Raw genomic sequence first — 15,282 nt, 5'->3', positions numbered from 1 at the left:
CATAAGCCAGTCAAGCGCATTCAGGCAGACAATGCCGTCACAGTCCGCCGCCGGATTGTTGTCAAGCGTCAGAAGGAGTTTGCGGTGGCTGTCCTTCACAGAATTTCCCGCAGGCAGCCCGGGGCTTGAGCCCCGGGAGGAATGCGGGCTTTCGAATTTTTTTAATCTTGGCCCAAACGCAGCCAAACCATGCACATAGTTTTCGCTTAAGGTATATTCAGCCGCCATGAAATCATCAGTTGGGAGACACGGACTGGTACATGGACCGCGACCTTGCGGCCGCCATGAACCTGTATTTCGCGGATCCCGCCACTGACAGCTACGATCTGAAGGCTGAGCAATCAGCGCTTGCGAGGCTCAAACAAGTCTCAGGGAACGCCGGATCGATAGTGCAGTACAAACCAGCGAATCGGCAAGACGAAGCAGTCCTTCGCCGGAACCGACGGATCGAGCTGATGAAGCCCGTACCCGTAGAGCGGTTGCGTTTTAAATGTTCCTGTGGTGCAGGGGACGCCCGGGCAGACAAGGCCTCAAACACCTTGCCTGTTACGGCAAAGCCTGCACCGTGTCAGGAAACCCCGCGATTTCAAGCGCGGGTTGTTTAGTCCTCCGCCTTCCCGCTCTCCGCCAAAAGCGCCTTATAGATGAGATCGCGCTTCACCCCCGAAACCTTGGCCGCAAGCGCTGCAGCGCGGCTCAAAGGCAGTTCTGCGGCCGCCGCTCTCGCCCACTTCATCACATCATCCGTGAGGACCGCATCACGCCTTTCCGCCTCATCCACGCAGATCACGTATTCGCCGCGCGCTTCGTGCGTCGTAAGCCACGCGGGGATCTCCGAAGCCTTCACCCGCTCAAACGTTTCAAAGCGCTTGGTAACCTCACGCCCCACCACAACGGTGCGCTCAGGCTCTAAAAGAGTGGCGAGGTCAGTGAGCAACTCCTTCACCCGGTGCGGCGCCTCGTAAAGGACAAACGCTTCACCCCGGCCGCACAGCACCGCAAGGTCTGCATGGCGCTGTTTGGCCTGCGGCGCCACAAAGCCGGCAAAGGTAAATCGGTAGGCGTTAAGCCCCGCCGCACTCAGTGCGGTAATGACGGCCGAGCACCCCGGCACCGGAATGACGCGGAAACCCGCTTCCCGCACAGCCGCCACGGCCTTGGCGCCGGGGTCACTCACCGCCGGGGTGCCGGCATCCGTCACCAGGGCAATCCGGGCGCCCTTCTCCAACTCCCGGATAAGGGTTTCGCTCGCCTTCGCTTCATTGTGCTCGTGCACGCTGATTGTTCGTGCGCGGATCCCGTAGCGCTCCAGAAGCTTACGTGTTTCCCGGGTATCCTCGCAGGCAACGGCGTCCGCGACGCTAAGAATCCATAAGGCGCGTACGGTAATATCTGCGGCATTACCGATCGGAAGCCCTACAATGTAAAGCGTTGCTTTCGGGAAAAGCTGTTCATCCACCCCGGAGGCGCGCACCAGTGCCGTACCGGAAAAAAGTTCCGGCACGGACGCAATCCCTTCCGGTCCCGCTGAATTAACGTTTTCCAAATTTTCAGACGTCATGACGCTGAAACATTCCTTTTTTGTTGGTTTTTGTGCCGCTCTGACGGCGCTCACGGCCTCGGCTCAGACGCCGGTCCCGGCTGCCGCACCTGCAATGACGCCTCAGGTGGCGACCGCTGCCTCAGAGACCGCCCCTGCGCTGCCCTCCGCACCGCAGGCGCCCGTGACGTCTGAGGTTGCCCCCGCCGCTCACGCAACCGCCGCAACGCCCCCGGTGTCCGAAGGCGCCACAGCCGGTGACGCACCGAACACGGATGCAAATACCGCCCCCGCCGAGCCCCCCGTCAAAATCGCGGTGCTGCTGCCCTCGAAAGACTCGGTCTTCTCGGGCGTCACACAGTCCGCCTTAAACGGTATTGTCGCATCGAATTATGCGGCGGAAAAACCGGCTGAAATTCTTCTGGTGCACCCGGACGCCTCAGGAAACATCGTAAAGCAGGCGCAAAAGGCGGCTGAAGCCGGCGCGGTTGCCGCGATCGGCCCCATTGACCGCACGGCGGTGGAAACTTTGGCCAAACTCAATTACCTGCCGCTTCCGATCGTGACACTGAACCAGATCGAAATCGATAAGGAAGTGCCCTTGACGCCGGAAGAACTTAAGGAGCAGCAGCTTGCGCGTGAAGCAGCGCTTTTAGCCGACGAAGCGCAGCGGGAACTCAATGTCGCCGACACCACAGAAGTGGTGGGAAGCACTGCGGCCGAAGAACCCTCTCAGGAAGTCGATCTCCTTGGTACCGGCAGCATTGCCGCGAAGATCTCGGTCCCCGGCTTTACCGCCGCCGAAGACCTCCCGCCCCCGTCGGTGCGCTACGAGCCCAAGGTCTTTCCGCACCAGTTTTTAATGCTGGGGCTCTCGATGGAAGAAGATGCCCTGTATGTCACCGAACTGGGCTTAAAGGCCCTGCCGCGCCTGACAGAATCGGGTAAGCGCCCCAAAGTGCTACTTATTGACGGCAACAGCCCCCTGGAAAAGCGCATCTCGCAGGCTTTTGAAAAGTCTTTGACGCTTGCGGGCTTTGCGCCGGACCGTCTCACCGTGGACCTTGATGCCTACCGGAGAGTCAACCAGTTCTTCCAGCTCGTGGTTGAACGCGATGAGACAATGCCCGAAGAGGAATTGATTGACCAGGAAGCCGACCCCCAGGGGTGGCGCCAGCAGCAGATCAGGCTCAGGCGCGAAGAAGCCGCGTTGCGTGCGCGCGCCGCCTTGGCTGAACCCCCGTACCACGCAATTTTCTTAGCGCTTGAGTCGCCTACGGCCTCTTTGGTGCGCTCGCGCCTTCCGATGCGCTCGCGCCTTTGGGCGACGTCCGCGGTGAACCCCGGCGACGCCGCGCATGACGCAGACGCCAAGGCCCTCACCTATGACCTCCGTCAGGTGGGACTTGTGGACAGTCCCTTTGTCCTTACCTTTGACCCCGCGGCCTTTGAAGAAAAATATAAGACCGTGGCGCCCAAAACGATGCTCGAGCGCCGGCTCTTTGCCTTGGGGTCCGATGCCCTGACTGTCGCTCTTACGATGGCCAAGGGCAGCATCCGCGAAACGATTGACGGGCTCACGGGGACGCTCACCTATGACCTCGAGCATTCCCCGGTTGTGCACCGCCGGGGACAGACCGCGATGATCACGGGGGGCGCCATTAACGTGATGCCTGCCGACGAACTCATCGCCTTCCAGGTCGTCACCCACGGCTCAAGGTTAAAGCGCCAGGCCGAGTCCGCACCGGTGAGAAAACCCGGTGACGCACCGGCTCTCGTTCCTGAAACGGGGGACGTGACGAACGGAACCGCCCCCGAAAGTGAAACGCCCGCTGAAGCGCTTGATCTCACAACCCAGGCACTTCCGGAATAACCGGGCCTTGAAGCCCTTTCCGGGCTTCTTTCACCCGTCATGAACCGGTGCGTGCTTTAACCATGCACCGGTTTTTTGCAGCCGTTGAGGACTGCCGCCGGTTTGACAAGGAACTGATTGAACTTGCGCATCTCGTCAAAAAAGGAGCACAGGACGGTTTTGAAGAGCCGGCCGCGAGGGCGCAAGCGGCCCTTCTCCCGCTTCTTACGACCTTTGAAGCGAGAGCTTCGGCGTTTCTGTCAGAAGAGGCCAAGCAACTGCTCTCCCGCGTTGTTGAAAAGCAGACAGCAGGAGCAACCGCCCCGACGGTGCACGTTGCGGTGTCCAGCGCGGCCGATTGAGATTTTCGTCTTCCTGTGTCAAATGGTGCTTCAGTTCCCCTTGCAGGGCGGCGTTGATGAAGCGTTGGGCTACGATCTTCATCGCTTCGTTGAAATGAGCCTGCGTTAAGGCCGTTAAGCCGCCGGCTTCCATCAGTTGCTCTACGGCATCGTTCAGAATAGCCTGCTGCTGGTCGGTAAATTTTACGGTGTCGTTTATTTTGGGTGTACGGTGTGCCACGGTGATTCCTTTCGCGCCCTACGGGAGCGCTATTGTCGCCTGGACACAAAAAACCTTACATCCTCGACTATTCGGTCTTGGGGTTCTGAGCGGCCATCACCCACTTGCGGCAGGTAGCCATTTTCACACCGGTCTGCTCAGCAATAGCACGCCAGGATAGACCCTGCGCCCTCAATGCGAGCACCTTTTCGCGCTCTTCCTCGCTGTAGCGCATCTGATTGGCGGCAAGAACCGTGCCGAATCGCCCGGCCTTATAGGCTCTCGCCCAGTCCCGGACGGTATAAGGCGACAAACCCAGAATCTCAGCGGTTTTCTGGTAACCCAGGCCGTGCGCAAACAATTCCGCCGCGTGACGGCGTTTCATGTCCGGCGCAAAGTCCGGCCGGATTCTCACCGGACGGGCAGATTGAGAAACTGTCTGCGTTGTCATTGCCTTTTTCTTCCGAACGCAAAAGGAAAAAGACCCCGCTTCCGACGGGAAACGGGGTTTGAAATTTGCCTGACATGGAGTTTTGATGCCCGGACTCTAAGTCTCGGAGTCCGGATCAACCGGCTCAAGCAAAACCTGGGATTTCCGTTAAGGAAACCACTTCGTACTGCTTATCGCACCAGCTGGAAAAGGGAATTGAGGATCTCACCGGAATGGTTATTCCTTTTTCCCCTCTCCCCTTCGGTGCTCTTCCGGCCGACTCTGTTTCCCGCAGAAGACGGCCGGAAGTCCTGCCGTTCAAACCTTGCGGTTAGAACGTGTAGCGGACGTTCGCGTTGAGCGAGTTGTTCATGCGGTCGTCGCCGCCGGCCGTGAGACCGTAGTTAAGACCGAAGGTCCACGCACCGTTCTGAGCAGACACGCCGAGCGTGGCCTGAACCGGGTTGGTGTCAACAACACGGGTCGTGTCCTTGACATTGCCGGCGTAGGTCGCGACAGCGTCCTTGTCACCGAAGGTCGGAACAACAGAGAGGTCAAACTGCGGAGCAACCTGCCAGCCGGCCGCGTCAAACGAACCGGAGAACGTGACGCCCAACGGCAGCTGATAAACCGTCATCTTGTCGTAGTCAGCACCGTAGTTGCTTTCGTCCATGTCGATCGTCGTCAGACGGATGCCGGCGTGCGGCACAACGTTGACGGCACCGGCGGACGCCAGGAACTCAGCACCGAGACCAACCGTGAAGACCTTGGCATCCAGCTTCTCGCTCGTAGCGCCGAAGTAGGAGGAAGCGGTCTTCAGATCGTTCTTCGTGACGAGGTAACCCAAGTCAAGCTTCGTGTTGAAGCTGCCGAACTGACGGGAAGCGTAGGCAGACACACCGTAGAAGTCCTGGTCGTTGTCAACCTTCTGGCCGTTGCCGGTGGAGTTACCATCGGACGTACCGACGTTGATCGCAAGGCCGAGAACGCTGCCGCAGGTGGCGGTGTAGTCAAAGCCGAGGACCGCACCGTAGATGTCGGCTTCGTAGCCCATGCCGTTACCGAAGAGGCGCTTACCTTCGTTCATCGTGCCGAAGACGTCAACCCAGGGGGTCACACCGGCTTCGTTACGGGAAACGTTGAGGTTTGCGAGGCTCATACGGCGGTTGAGAACTGCCGTCACCTGGTCGTTCACGTCAAGGGTCGTCGTGAAGGCGCCGCCGAGAACTGCCATATTGGTGGCAGCATGTTCAGCGTTGGTGATCGCCGTCCACTGAGCATTACCGATCTGCTCACCGAGCTGCAGGAATGCAGCCTGCTTACCGGCAGCAACGGATGTCTCGGGGTTGAACTCTTCAAGTGTCACATGATCGTTAAGCAAACCAGCCGCCTTAGCCTGTTCAAAGAAAGACTTCTTGTATTCCTGATTCCAGGCTTCCCAATTGTTGTACACGATGGCAGCGATTCCGTTGGTCGGCTTTTCGTAGGAACGAACAGCCTGGACAACAGCACCAGCGGTGTGCAGACCAGAAGTTTCAACTTCGAGAACAGCTTCTTCATCCGTCACGACAGCGAACGTGCCGTCAGCTGCAACATAGCCGTCGTTGTAGAAGGCATTGCCGAGCTTAACTGCAGTATTCTCAGCAAAAGCCGTGCCGAGATTGAGAGTTGCACCGGTTTCAGCAATCGTGAGAACCTTGCTGTTGAGGTTCAGAAGATCCACGGAGAAGCTGGGATTGTTTGTCGCAGAATCGGTGATGGTGACGTCCGTAGCCGCCTTCAGAATAGCGCCACTCTTGGCGGTGTAACCATTGGCAGCCACAGAGTCGAGGTCAATAGCAACAACGTTCTCGGGTGCCGTAGCTGTAGTATCCAGTGCGCCGAACTGCTGGCTCTTATTCAGAGTCGTCTGTTCGCCGACGTAGATAACGTTGTTGTCTGCAGCGGCAGCCTTGTACTGCAGGGCAGCGGCTTCATGCTCCGCACCGAAAACTGTCAGACCGCCGTTGAGCGTCTGAGTAGAGGCATTCACCTGCAGCGTCTTGTCTGTTGCATCGGCTGCGGGAACAGTACCGACGACAGTGGTACCTTCGTTGTTGATACCCATGGTCAAAACGGCGCGGCTGGTGGTTGTACCGTCCTTCACATCACCGAGGAAACGAGCCGTTGCATTCTTCGCAACACTAAAGGCACCATTAAGTTCGACGTCACCCTTGAAGTCAAAGGAACCGGCATCAACACCAGCATCCTTCTTAACTTTCAGAGCGTTCGTCACAACACCATGGTCAGCAGCCTTTTCGCCAAAGCGGACATAGCTGATATCAATAACCGTGACGTCCGTCGGAACAGCAAAAACTTCACCCTTGGCGTTACCGCGAAGTGTGAACTTATTCTGTTCCGTACCATTAAGCGTCACGCTGGTGAGCTTGGTATTGGCATCCTTGGCGTTAACCGTCAGCTTGCCGATGGTCGTCGGTGTTGTGAGCCCAGCATTCGTGTAAGTGCCTGACGCTGCTGTTTCAACGATATCCGCAGCACCGGCATACCCCTGAACAGCAACCACATCGGCCAGCGTCAGAGGCGTCTTTGCATCTGCTGCAACGAGCGTACCGTTAGCAATCTTGAGGTTTGTAGAACCGGCGGCCGTCTTGATGCTGTTCCACTGGGCCTTGGTGTACTGCATGCCTTCATCAGTGACAACAAAGGAACCATTGGTGATGTTAACGACTGCGTTGGTCTTTTTGCTAGCAGTACCGTTTGCGTAATCGACAACGTTATTGAGAGCGGTCGCCAGCGAACCGGACACATTAAGACTCTGCTTTTCGCCGGTAATCGTGCCCGTGACTTCGAGCGTGCCCGTGTTACCAACTGTGGCAGAACCACTTGCACCCGTTGTGAAATTCTTAACGGTGAGCGTACCTTCGGAAACTGCCAAACCGTTGGCATTGACGGTCGCGTTACCAGCCGTCAGAGAACCAGAACCAGACTTTGTGAAAGTACCGGCATCAACCGTGATGTCACCGACCTTTGCAGTCTTCTTATCGGCAACAGTAACGGTTGCGGCACCGGAGGTGGTGAGGCCATCAGCATAAGCTTTTTCACTGGCACCGACTTTGAGATCCTTGTAGGTTGTCTTGCCAACAGTGATGTTCCCTGCCGTAAAGTCACCGTTCGCTTCAACAGTCAGACGGTTGTTAACGGTGAGATTACCAACTGTCAATGCCGCAGGGGCATCAACCGTTACAGACGTACCAGCGCTGGTTACAGAGGGAGCCTGACTATCTTTGGCGAGGTTGTTCACCGCTTCCTGAACAGCCAGGTCATACTCACCGATACCGCCAGCAATCGTCATCGAGCCGGAGGAAACCGTGAGATTGCCCACAAAGGCGCTCATATCACCGTTGACAACCAAGTCACCGGCACCGGTCTTGGTAATCGTGGAAACGGCATTCGTCTTGGAGTAAGAAGCAATGCTGTCAGCCGTTGCGTCCTTACCGATCGTGAGCGTTGCGCCGTCGGCCACATCAAACGTAGCCGTACCGGATGCACTCGCAGCAGACTGCAGATAGAGGAAGCCGCCCGTCTTGCCGTTGTAACGCTGACCAGCAACAGAATCAGTTGCAGTGCCAGCCTTGTTGCCGGTGTAGGCAACGTCACCCTTCGTCACATTAAACGTGACGTTACCGGTGTTCACACGCAGTGCACCACCGTATTCATACGCTTCATTGTTCGTGAAGACGGTATCGGTGAAGGTTGCCGTCTGACCTTGAATGTAGAAGGCGCCGCCGTGGCCCGCTTTGTTGCCGGCAAATTCGGAAGAAGTAACGTTAACTTGGCTTGTACCGCTCACAAAAACAGCACCACCGTGACCGGTCTTGCCTTCCCCAACCACGTTGTTCGTGAAGGAGCTGTTGGTAATCATCAGAGCAGACGTATTGTCAGTCTTGATAGCACCGCCGGCAACCTTCGCTGTATTACCGTCGAAAACAGACTTGTCAATGGTAACCGTGGAGTTACTTACACGAAGGGCACCACCACTCTTTTCGGCGCTGTTGCCGGAGAAGGTGCTGCCAGTGATGGTGCCAGTCGAGTGGTTACCGATCTGGTAGACACCACCGTCAGCATCAACCTTATTGCCGGTATGAATGGAGTTCTGAATCTTGAAATCTGCCACACCGGAAATAAAACCAACACCACCGCGGGCGGTAGCGTGGTTGTCAGCAAAGGTCACGCCGTCAACAAGCACATTAAGGCCACCTGCGGCAGCCGTGTTACTTCCAGGGATTGCGGTAGCTTCGAAAACAGAACCGCCCAAACCGGTGTTGAAATTGCCTGTGCCCGTCGATTCCTTCAGCGAGACATCAAAGCCGGAAACCGTTCCGCCGATGATACGGAGTTGGTTGGGGAGCTGCTGACCACCCTCATTCTTACCCTGCGCCATATAAGACAGCGTCACACCGTCAACCTTGGCACTGTTGCCGTAGGAGAGTTCGCTGTAATAGAAGGTTTGCTCGACGCTGGGACGAACAACGAGGGACGCATGATCCGCAGCCGTCTTGCCGGCCGGGGTTGTCATTGCCTGGCTGTCAGTGATTTCCACAGCACCTGTGGGAATCGCAGCCATCGCACCGCCGGCAACCATCGCTGCCGCAACAGCGATCACCGTCTTTGTGCCCTTGGCCTGAATGGAAGAAGTCGCTTCATTTACGACCATCAGCGCAGAACGCGCCTTGGAGAAGACGACCTTAAAAGACTTGTTCATTTAACAAAACTCCGAAAATTTTCGTTTTTCTGCACGGCGCTTTGTGTGCCCCGTGCACCCCCGCCTATCGAGGCGGTACACCCGCAGAATAAGAATTCCTTCGCTTGTCTACTGGGGGGGGGTATTCCCTTATATTTTTCAGCAGTTTTGAGCAAAATTTTTGGTTTCTGTTGTTTTTCAGCAACAATTCGGATGATTTTCACCTCAGATTTTCGGAAAAAAGAATTTTTACGGGTGCTCAGAACACGGGGTAACAGATCTTCTCTGTGACATGTACCACTCACCCGAAATAATTCCGAAAAAAAGCGGTTTCAACGCCGATCTGTGCGCAATCATGAAACCGGCACGGTGCCCTCCGCTCTCCGGCACACTGCACGCGCTGGCCGGCACAACAGTCTTTCAAAGAGAAACACTTAACGCCCAAGGCGGCACAACGCACGCTTACAACGAAACGATTCATCAGTGACAGCGGCACAGTCGCCTCTGTTAACGGCACAGCACTTTCGTCAGCACGACCGGGACCGGCGCCACTAGCGGCGGGAGTGTCTTTCCCGACAAATTGGTGTGACAACAAGAGCCGGCGGCCCGAAAGACCAGCGGCAGGAAGAGAAAAACCGATGAAGAGAAAGAAACAGCACAAACGGACCACAGATAGTTTTCAACCCCTGGGCCGTCAGGATTCCTTCTTCTCTTCTGCGTCGTTACTGTGCTTAGCTACCCACTTACGGCAGGTGGACATATTCACGCCCGTCTTTTCCTCAATCTTGCGCCAGGAAAGCCCCTTCGCGCGCAACGTGAGCACACGCAGGCGGATGTATTTCGGGTGCTGCTTCTGGTTGGCGGGAATCTCCACCGTAAAACGCCCTGCGCGCCATGCTCTCGCCCAGTCGCGGACCGTGTAAGGCGCCAGTTCCAGAATCGCGGCGGCCTTCGTGTAACCGTAACCGTGCTCAAAAAGATCCACTGCCCAGCGGCGCTTTTCTTCACTCGCGCACCCCGGTTTTCGTTCCGTGGCTTTTCTGTGCTCTGCTTCTTCTTTTGTCCTCATGGCCGTATGCCGGAGAAAGAAATCGGTTAAAAAAGACCCCGCTTCCGATCCGGGAAACGGGGTTTGAAACTTGCCTGACATGGAGTTTTGATATCCGGTCTCTAAGTCTCGGAGACCGAATCAACCGGCTCAAGCAAAACCGGGGATTTCCGTGAAGGAAACCGCTTTGTATTGCTCATGCACCGTCGGGAGACGGGAGACGAATCCGCCTCGTGGTGAGTCAGAATTTCTCCCCTCTCCTAACCGGTGCTCTTCCGGCCGAATCTCGTTCCCGCAGAAACCGGCCGGAAGGTCTGACGTTCAAACCTCTCGGTTAGAACGTGTAGCGGACGTTGGCGTTGAACGAGTGGTTCTGACGTTCGTCGCTGCCGGCACCGAGCGTGTAGTTGATGCCGAACGTGAAGGCGTCCTTCTGAGCAGAAAGGCCCAGGGTTGCCTGCACAGGCGAGCTGTCAACAACGCGGGTGATGACTTCGGTGGTCAGACCGTTGTACTTCGTCGTGGCGTCCTTGTCGCCGAAGGCGGGGACCACAGAGAGGTCAAACGTCGGGGCGAGGTTCCAGCCGCTCGTCTCGAAGGCACCCGAGAAGGTAACACCCAAGGGAGCCTGGAAGACGTTGAGCTTATCGTCGTCCGTACCGAAGAGACCGTCACGGCCTTCCACATCAAGACGCGTGTAACGGATGCCGGCGTGCGGCGTCACGTTGACGATACCCACCGTGGTCGGCAGTTCAACACCGAAGCCGAACGTGAAGGCCTTGGCCTTGACGTCGCTGCTCCAGTTGCCCATGCTGTTGGCGGCGGAGATGTCGCTCTTGGTCTGCATGTAGCCGAGGTCGAACTTGGAGTTCACGATCGGGCAGCGCTTGTTGCCGTAGACAGAGAAGCCCACGAAGTCAACGTCGTTGTCGATCGAAGTGGCCGTGCCCTTGGAGCCGCCGGAACCGGTACCGACCGTAAGAGCCGCACCGAGCGTGGCGTCGTACTGAGCGAACGTGTAGTCGCCGCCCAGGACACCGCCGTAGAGGTCGAGGTCGTAGCCGGAGTTGCCGTAGAGCTTCTTGGCCTGGTTGGAGGTACCGATGACATCAGCCCAGAGGGTGAAGCCTTCGGCACGGTTAAGGCCGTTTGCAACCGTCATGCGGCGGTCCAGGGCCTTGTTGAACTGTTCGCCGGCATCAAGCGCTGCGTTATACGCACCGCCCAGCACCGCGGAGTTCGAACCTTCTTCCAGAGCCTGAGAAGCCGCCTTGAATTCACCCATGCTCGTCATGCCGTTAACGGCCTGCGAGAACTGGGTGAGCATGGCGATCTGAGCGTCCGAGGAAGCGGCATCAAAGAGATGCTCATCGTAGATGCGCTGCATATCCTTGTTGAGGAAGAAGCCGGGCATGACTTCTTCGGCGTTCTGAACCTTCACCTGAGCCGTGCCGTTAACAACCTTACCAGCGAGCATAGCGTCGCCGACAGTCAGTCTGTTCTCCTCGTGAGCTCCCGTAAACAGAGCCAGAGAACCGATACCGGTCTTGGCGTCCCACGTCAGAGACTTGCCGGAAACATTCGCGAGACCGATTTCGCCGGAGACAGTACCGCCGCGGACAATTGCCTTGTTGTTGCCAAGCTGATCCTTTTCAACAACGATGGAACCCATGTCAAAGACTGTCAACCCGGTCATTGCCGCCGTACCAGCTGCTACATTCACGTTCGTGGCAATCAGAGTCGCCGAGTCGACATGTTTAATATCGCTGAAAGGATCAGCGGTGTGATCAACGTAGTCGTAGGTGTACTGGTTGTCTGCCATGAACTTCGTGAGGACAGAGTCGTCAGTCGTACCCACAACCAGCTGCGTGGCAGTGTCAGGGGTGCGAGTCACCTTGCCGAGTGTTGTCGCGGCATCAGTCTTGCTCGTAGCTTCAGCCAGGCGGAAGTACTTGGCAACCTTAGCCTTGGTGTTCTTGTCGTCAACATGAGAGCCGGTAAGCGTGACATCAGTCCGAGCGCCGGTGGCAAGACTTTCAACCGTCAATACACCGTTACCGGCAACGGCCACAGCACCACTTTCACCACCCAGGGACTTCAGCGTCAGATTGGCATTTTCTGCCACAGAGGCGGAACCATTTGCTGTCGTCTTCAGGGACTTGACAGTGAAAACACCGTTATTAACAGTCATCGAACCACTGGTCAAGGTCACTTCGGCGTTGAGGTTACCGTAACGCTGTGCTGCACCGGCAGTGTCATCACCCAACACGAACTTACCACCGCCTTGAACCATAACAGCCGTCGGAACAACCTTCTTGGTGGTTGTATCCGTGTATTCATAGGCCTGGATCAGTTCCTTGGCAGTATCCGTCAAAGAGCCGTAAAGGGTCAGCATCTTGCCATCAACCGTCACCTTGGCATTCGTGGCACTGGTAGACGGAGCCGTTGTTTCGAAAATCAACGACTGAACACCGAGATTATGCGCAAAACCAGCCGCACCACCAACCGTCAGGTCAGAAGCCAAAGTTGTCTTCTGATTTTCATTGACCTTGGCGTCAATGTTCTTCAGATGAACATCGCCGGCGAGCGTGGAAATGTTGAACGACGGAGATGTTGCCTTATCATCACGCAGGAACAGTTCCGTGTATTCCTTACCCGTGCTGTCGGTGATAGCCGTCACATCAAAAGCCGCACCGGAAGCATTAGCTTTAATACGCTTCTGCAGGTCAATGATCTGATCGGACGAAAGCTTTTCATCAGTCACCGTAACGGAGACATTCTCCTTCGTCGCAATCTTCAGAGCCTTATTGATCTTGGTCTTCTGCTCTTCAGCAGTACCCGTAGCGAGGTTAGCCGTCAGCAGAGCAGACGTAGCCTCAAGAGTACCCTTCGTGAGGGTTACAACATCGGCTTCCGTGCCGATATCAGCAGCAGAACCCAGCGTCAGCGTGCCGTCCGTCAAAACAACGAGGCCAGCCTTAGTTAAACCGGCAGCAACGACCTTTCCATTGACCGTTGCGGCAGCAGTAGCACCGTTAACCGTCAGAGAGCCGGCGTTTGCGGTCAGCGTGCCGTTAACGATCACATCGCCATTGGTGACCTCGATCTTGCCCGTAGCACCTACGGCAAACGTTACATTCTGCAGAGTGGCTTTGGCACCCGCAGCATTCACAGCGAGACTACCGGTATCTTTTGTAAAGGTTGTATCACCCGTGACAACGAGCGTACCGGAAGCACCTACTTCAACCGTGCCGCTCTTGTCGAATGTCAGCGTTCCGAGCGTTGCAGACGAATCAGTACCGTTCACAGTGAGCTTAGCCTCGGCATCGCCCTTCAGGGTCACAGCATCAGCCTGCATTGTGCCTGTAACAGCAAGATCAGATGCGGTCGTCGCACCAATCAGCACCGTACCTGCCGTCAGCTTGCCTGCGACAGGATTATTTGCCGTACCAATGGTCAGGTCATATACAGGATCCGTTGCAGCTGCAACAGCCGGCGTATCAGCCGCCTTGTTAACAGTGAGATCACCGTTAACAGTCAGCGTGCCGTTAGAAACCGTCATCTTGGAGGCAGTCGCAGCACCGGAAGCAGCAACGGTGAGACCCGTAGCCGTGCCACCAACAGTAACCGTGCCCAAATCAGCCGTTGCATTGGCACCAACAGTGAAGGAATTAGCCGTTACATTAAGAAGGCCCGTTGTAAACGAAGCAGGCTTCTTAGCATCGGTACTGCTGACTGTCACAGCACCATTCAGAAGAACTGTTTCTTCAACCGTACCGGCTTGGGTATTGGTATCAGAGCGGTTTGCACCAACTTTTACGGAGTCAACATTCACGTTACCGGAGAATGTGGATGCACCGCTAACCGTAAGCTGCCCATCATTACCAGCGCCCTTGGTGTAGTCAGAAGCAAACTTAACCGTCGGGTTGGTAGAACCAGTAGCCTGAATAGTCAGGGCACCTTCATTAGCAAACGTGGCATTGGTCACGTTGACATTGGCACCCTTAATGGTGGCGGAAATATCCTTGTCTACCTTCACAGCAAGAACCGAAGCCGCCTGGTCGGGTGTGGCGGCCTGACCAAGAGTCACGTCATTGGTCGATTCCAGGCTCAGAGCACCATAAGTTTTAGCCTGAGTGCTACCATCAGCAGAAGCTGCGGCTGCCTTAGTAGTGGCATTCGGATTTGCCAAGAAGTTGAGTTGGCCGCCGATAAGATCAGCATGATCTGTTGTGGTGATTTTTGCGGTTGCGGCACTTGATTCGGCCGCATTACCAGCCGTAACATTCACAACACCTGTGCTCTTTAAAGAGGCAATAGCAAGTGTTGCTGAGGTATCTGCAGCAGAACCAAGCTTAACGCCTACATTGAGTGTTCCATCGAGAATCACAGTTTTCTGGGCATCAAGCGCTGCGTTTTCCTCTGCCGTTTTCCACGCCTTGTTGGTGTCATCCCAGATCTGGTTACCCTTGGATGTTGTGGTCGTACCAACCAGAGAGTGAGTGACACCGGTGCCGATGTAAACATTATCAGCAACACCTGTTTCCGGCTGAGCAGCCACAGCACCGCCTGCGATCATTGCAGCAGCGGCTGCAGCGATCACTGTCTTCGTGCCCTTGGCCTGAATGGAAGAAGTCGCTTCATTGACGACCATCAGCGCGGAGCGCGCCTTGGAGAAGACGACCTTAAAAGACTTGTTCATTTACAAAACTCCGAAAATTTTCGTTTTTTCTGCCCCCGTCATGTGACCGGTGCATCCCCGCCTATCGAGGCGGTACACCTGCAGAATAAGAATTTCTCCGTTTGTCTACTGGGGGGGGGTATTCCCTTATAAAAAACTGGTGTTTTCAGCGAATATTTTTAAATTTTGTTGTTTTTCTACAACAAATTCTCGGTTTTCAAACTGAATCCGCCCCCCGAAAGATTCAAAAAACGAAGGCATCACTCTGTTCTGAGGGACGCCTGTTATGGAGCGTGAGGAATTGACACAGTTGGTGCGTTAACTGTGTCAGTTCTGACGGTAAATGGGCGTTAAAAGCTGATACGCACGTGCGCTTAAAAATGATGCAAAAGTGCGTCAATAGCAGATACAGAAGTGCGTTAAAAAACG

At 55.9% G+C, this 15,282-nt stretch carries 7 protein-coding genes and 1 pseudogene; 2 read left to right on the top strand and 6 right to left on the bottom strand.

What is annotated here, in order from left to right:
• Positions 1–239: 239 nt before the first annotated feature.
• Positions 240–605 carry a hypothetical protein gene (locus tag BQ7486_RS07715; protein WP_074009617.1) on the top strand — a complete coding sequence of 122 codons (366 nt, stop codon included), beginning with the start codon at positions 240–242 and terminating at the stop codon, positions 603–605.
• Here BQ7486_RS07715 and rsmI read toward each other — a convergent pair.
• Complete coding sequence (rsmI, locus tag BQ7486_RS07710) at positions 602–1,561, bottom strand: 16S rRNA (cytidine(1402)-2'-O)-methyltransferase (RefSeq protein ID WP_084765822.1); 960 nt, start codon at positions 1,559–1,561, stop codon at positions 602–604. The two genes, BQ7486_RS07715 and rsmI, sit on opposite strands and share 4 nt — an antisense overlap.
• Here rsmI and BQ7486_RS07705 point away from each other — a divergent pair.
• Positions 1,560–3,413 carry a type 1 periplasmic-binding domain-containing protein gene (locus tag BQ7486_RS07705; protein ID WP_074009616.1) on the top strand — a complete coding sequence of 618 codons (1,854 nt, stop codon included), beginning with the start codon at positions 1,560–1,562 and terminating at the stop codon, positions 3,411–3,413. The two genes, rsmI and BQ7486_RS07705, sit on opposite strands and share 2 nt — an antisense overlap.
• Positions 3,414–3,710: 297 nt before the next feature.
• Here the strand turns inward: BQ7486_RS07705 and BQ7486_RS11730 are convergent.
• The 5 genes and pseudogenes from BQ7486_RS11730 to BQ7486_RS07675 all read right to left on the bottom strand — a co-directional run.
• A pseudogene (locus BQ7486_RS11730) lies at positions 3,711–3,953 on the bottom strand (IS256 family transposase); the annotation flags it as partial.
• Between the two features lie 88 nt (positions 3,954–4,041).
• The gene (locus BQ7486_RS07695) at positions 4,042–4,404 is read right to left on the bottom strand and encodes a helix-turn-helix domain-containing protein (RefSeq protein ID WP_074009614.1); all 363 of its coding nucleotides are present in this window, start codon (positions 4,402–4,404) and stop codon (positions 4,042–4,044) included.
• 310 nt (positions 4,405–4,714) lie between these two features.
• Positions 4,715–9,145 (bottom strand): autotransporter domain-containing protein, encoded by a 4,431-nt coding sequence (locus tag BQ7486_RS07690; RefSeq protein WP_074009613.1) that lies wholly within the window; start codon positions 9,143–9,145, stop codon positions 4,715–4,717.
• A gap of 673 nt (positions 9,146–9,818) precedes the next feature.
• Positions 9,819–10,193 (bottom strand): COG3415 family protein, encoded by a 375-nt coding sequence (locus tag BQ7486_RS07680; protein ID WP_074010084.1) that lies wholly within the window; start codon positions 10,191–10,193, stop codon positions 9,819–9,821.
• A gap of 313 nt (positions 10,194–10,506) precedes the next feature.
• On the bottom strand, positions 10,507–14,874 hold the full coding sequence (locus tag BQ7486_RS07675; protein WP_074009611.1) for an autotransporter domain-containing protein: 4,368 nt from the start codon (positions 14,872–14,874) through the stop codon (positions 10,507–10,509).
• Positions 14,875–15,282: the final 408 nt, after the last annotated feature.

It is taken from the genome of Duodenibacillus massiliensis, assembly GCF_900128485.1.
In the GTDB taxonomy this organism is placed as follows: domain Bacteria; phylum Pseudomonadota; class Gammaproteobacteria; order Burkholderiales; family Burkholderiaceae_F; genus Duodenibacillus; species Duodenibacillus massiliensis.
Note: the sequence above shows the minus strand (reverse complement) of the source record. Positions and strands in the feature narration are given on the sequence as shown.

What these genes read in the sequence shown, in the direction of transcription:
- BQ7486_RS07705 (WP_074009616.1), top strand. Translation starts at nt 1,560, where the DNA reads ATGACGCTGAAACATTCCTTTTTTGTTGGTTTTTGTGCCGCTCTGACG.
- rsmI (WP_084765822.1), bottom strand. Translation starts at nt 1,561, where the DNA reads ATGACGTCTGAAAATTTGGAAAACGTTAATTCAGCGGGACCGGAAGGG.
- BQ7486_RS07695 (WP_074009614.1), bottom strand. Translation starts at nt 4,404, where the DNA reads ATGACAACGCAGACAGTTTCTCAATCTGCCCGTCCGGTGAGAATCCGG.
- BQ7486_RS07690 (WP_074009613.1), bottom strand. Translation starts at nt 9,145, where the DNA reads ATGAACAAGTCTTTTAAGGTCGTCTTCTCCAAGGCGCGTTCTGCGCTG.
- BQ7486_RS07680 (WP_074010084.1), bottom strand. Translation starts at nt 10,193, where the DNA reads ATGAGGACAAAAGAAGAAGCAGAGCACAGAAAAGCCACGGAACGAAAA.
- BQ7486_RS07675 (WP_074009611.1), bottom strand. Translation starts at nt 14,874, where the DNA reads ATGAACAAGTCTTTTAAGGTCGTCTTCTCCAAGGCGCGCTCCGCGCTG.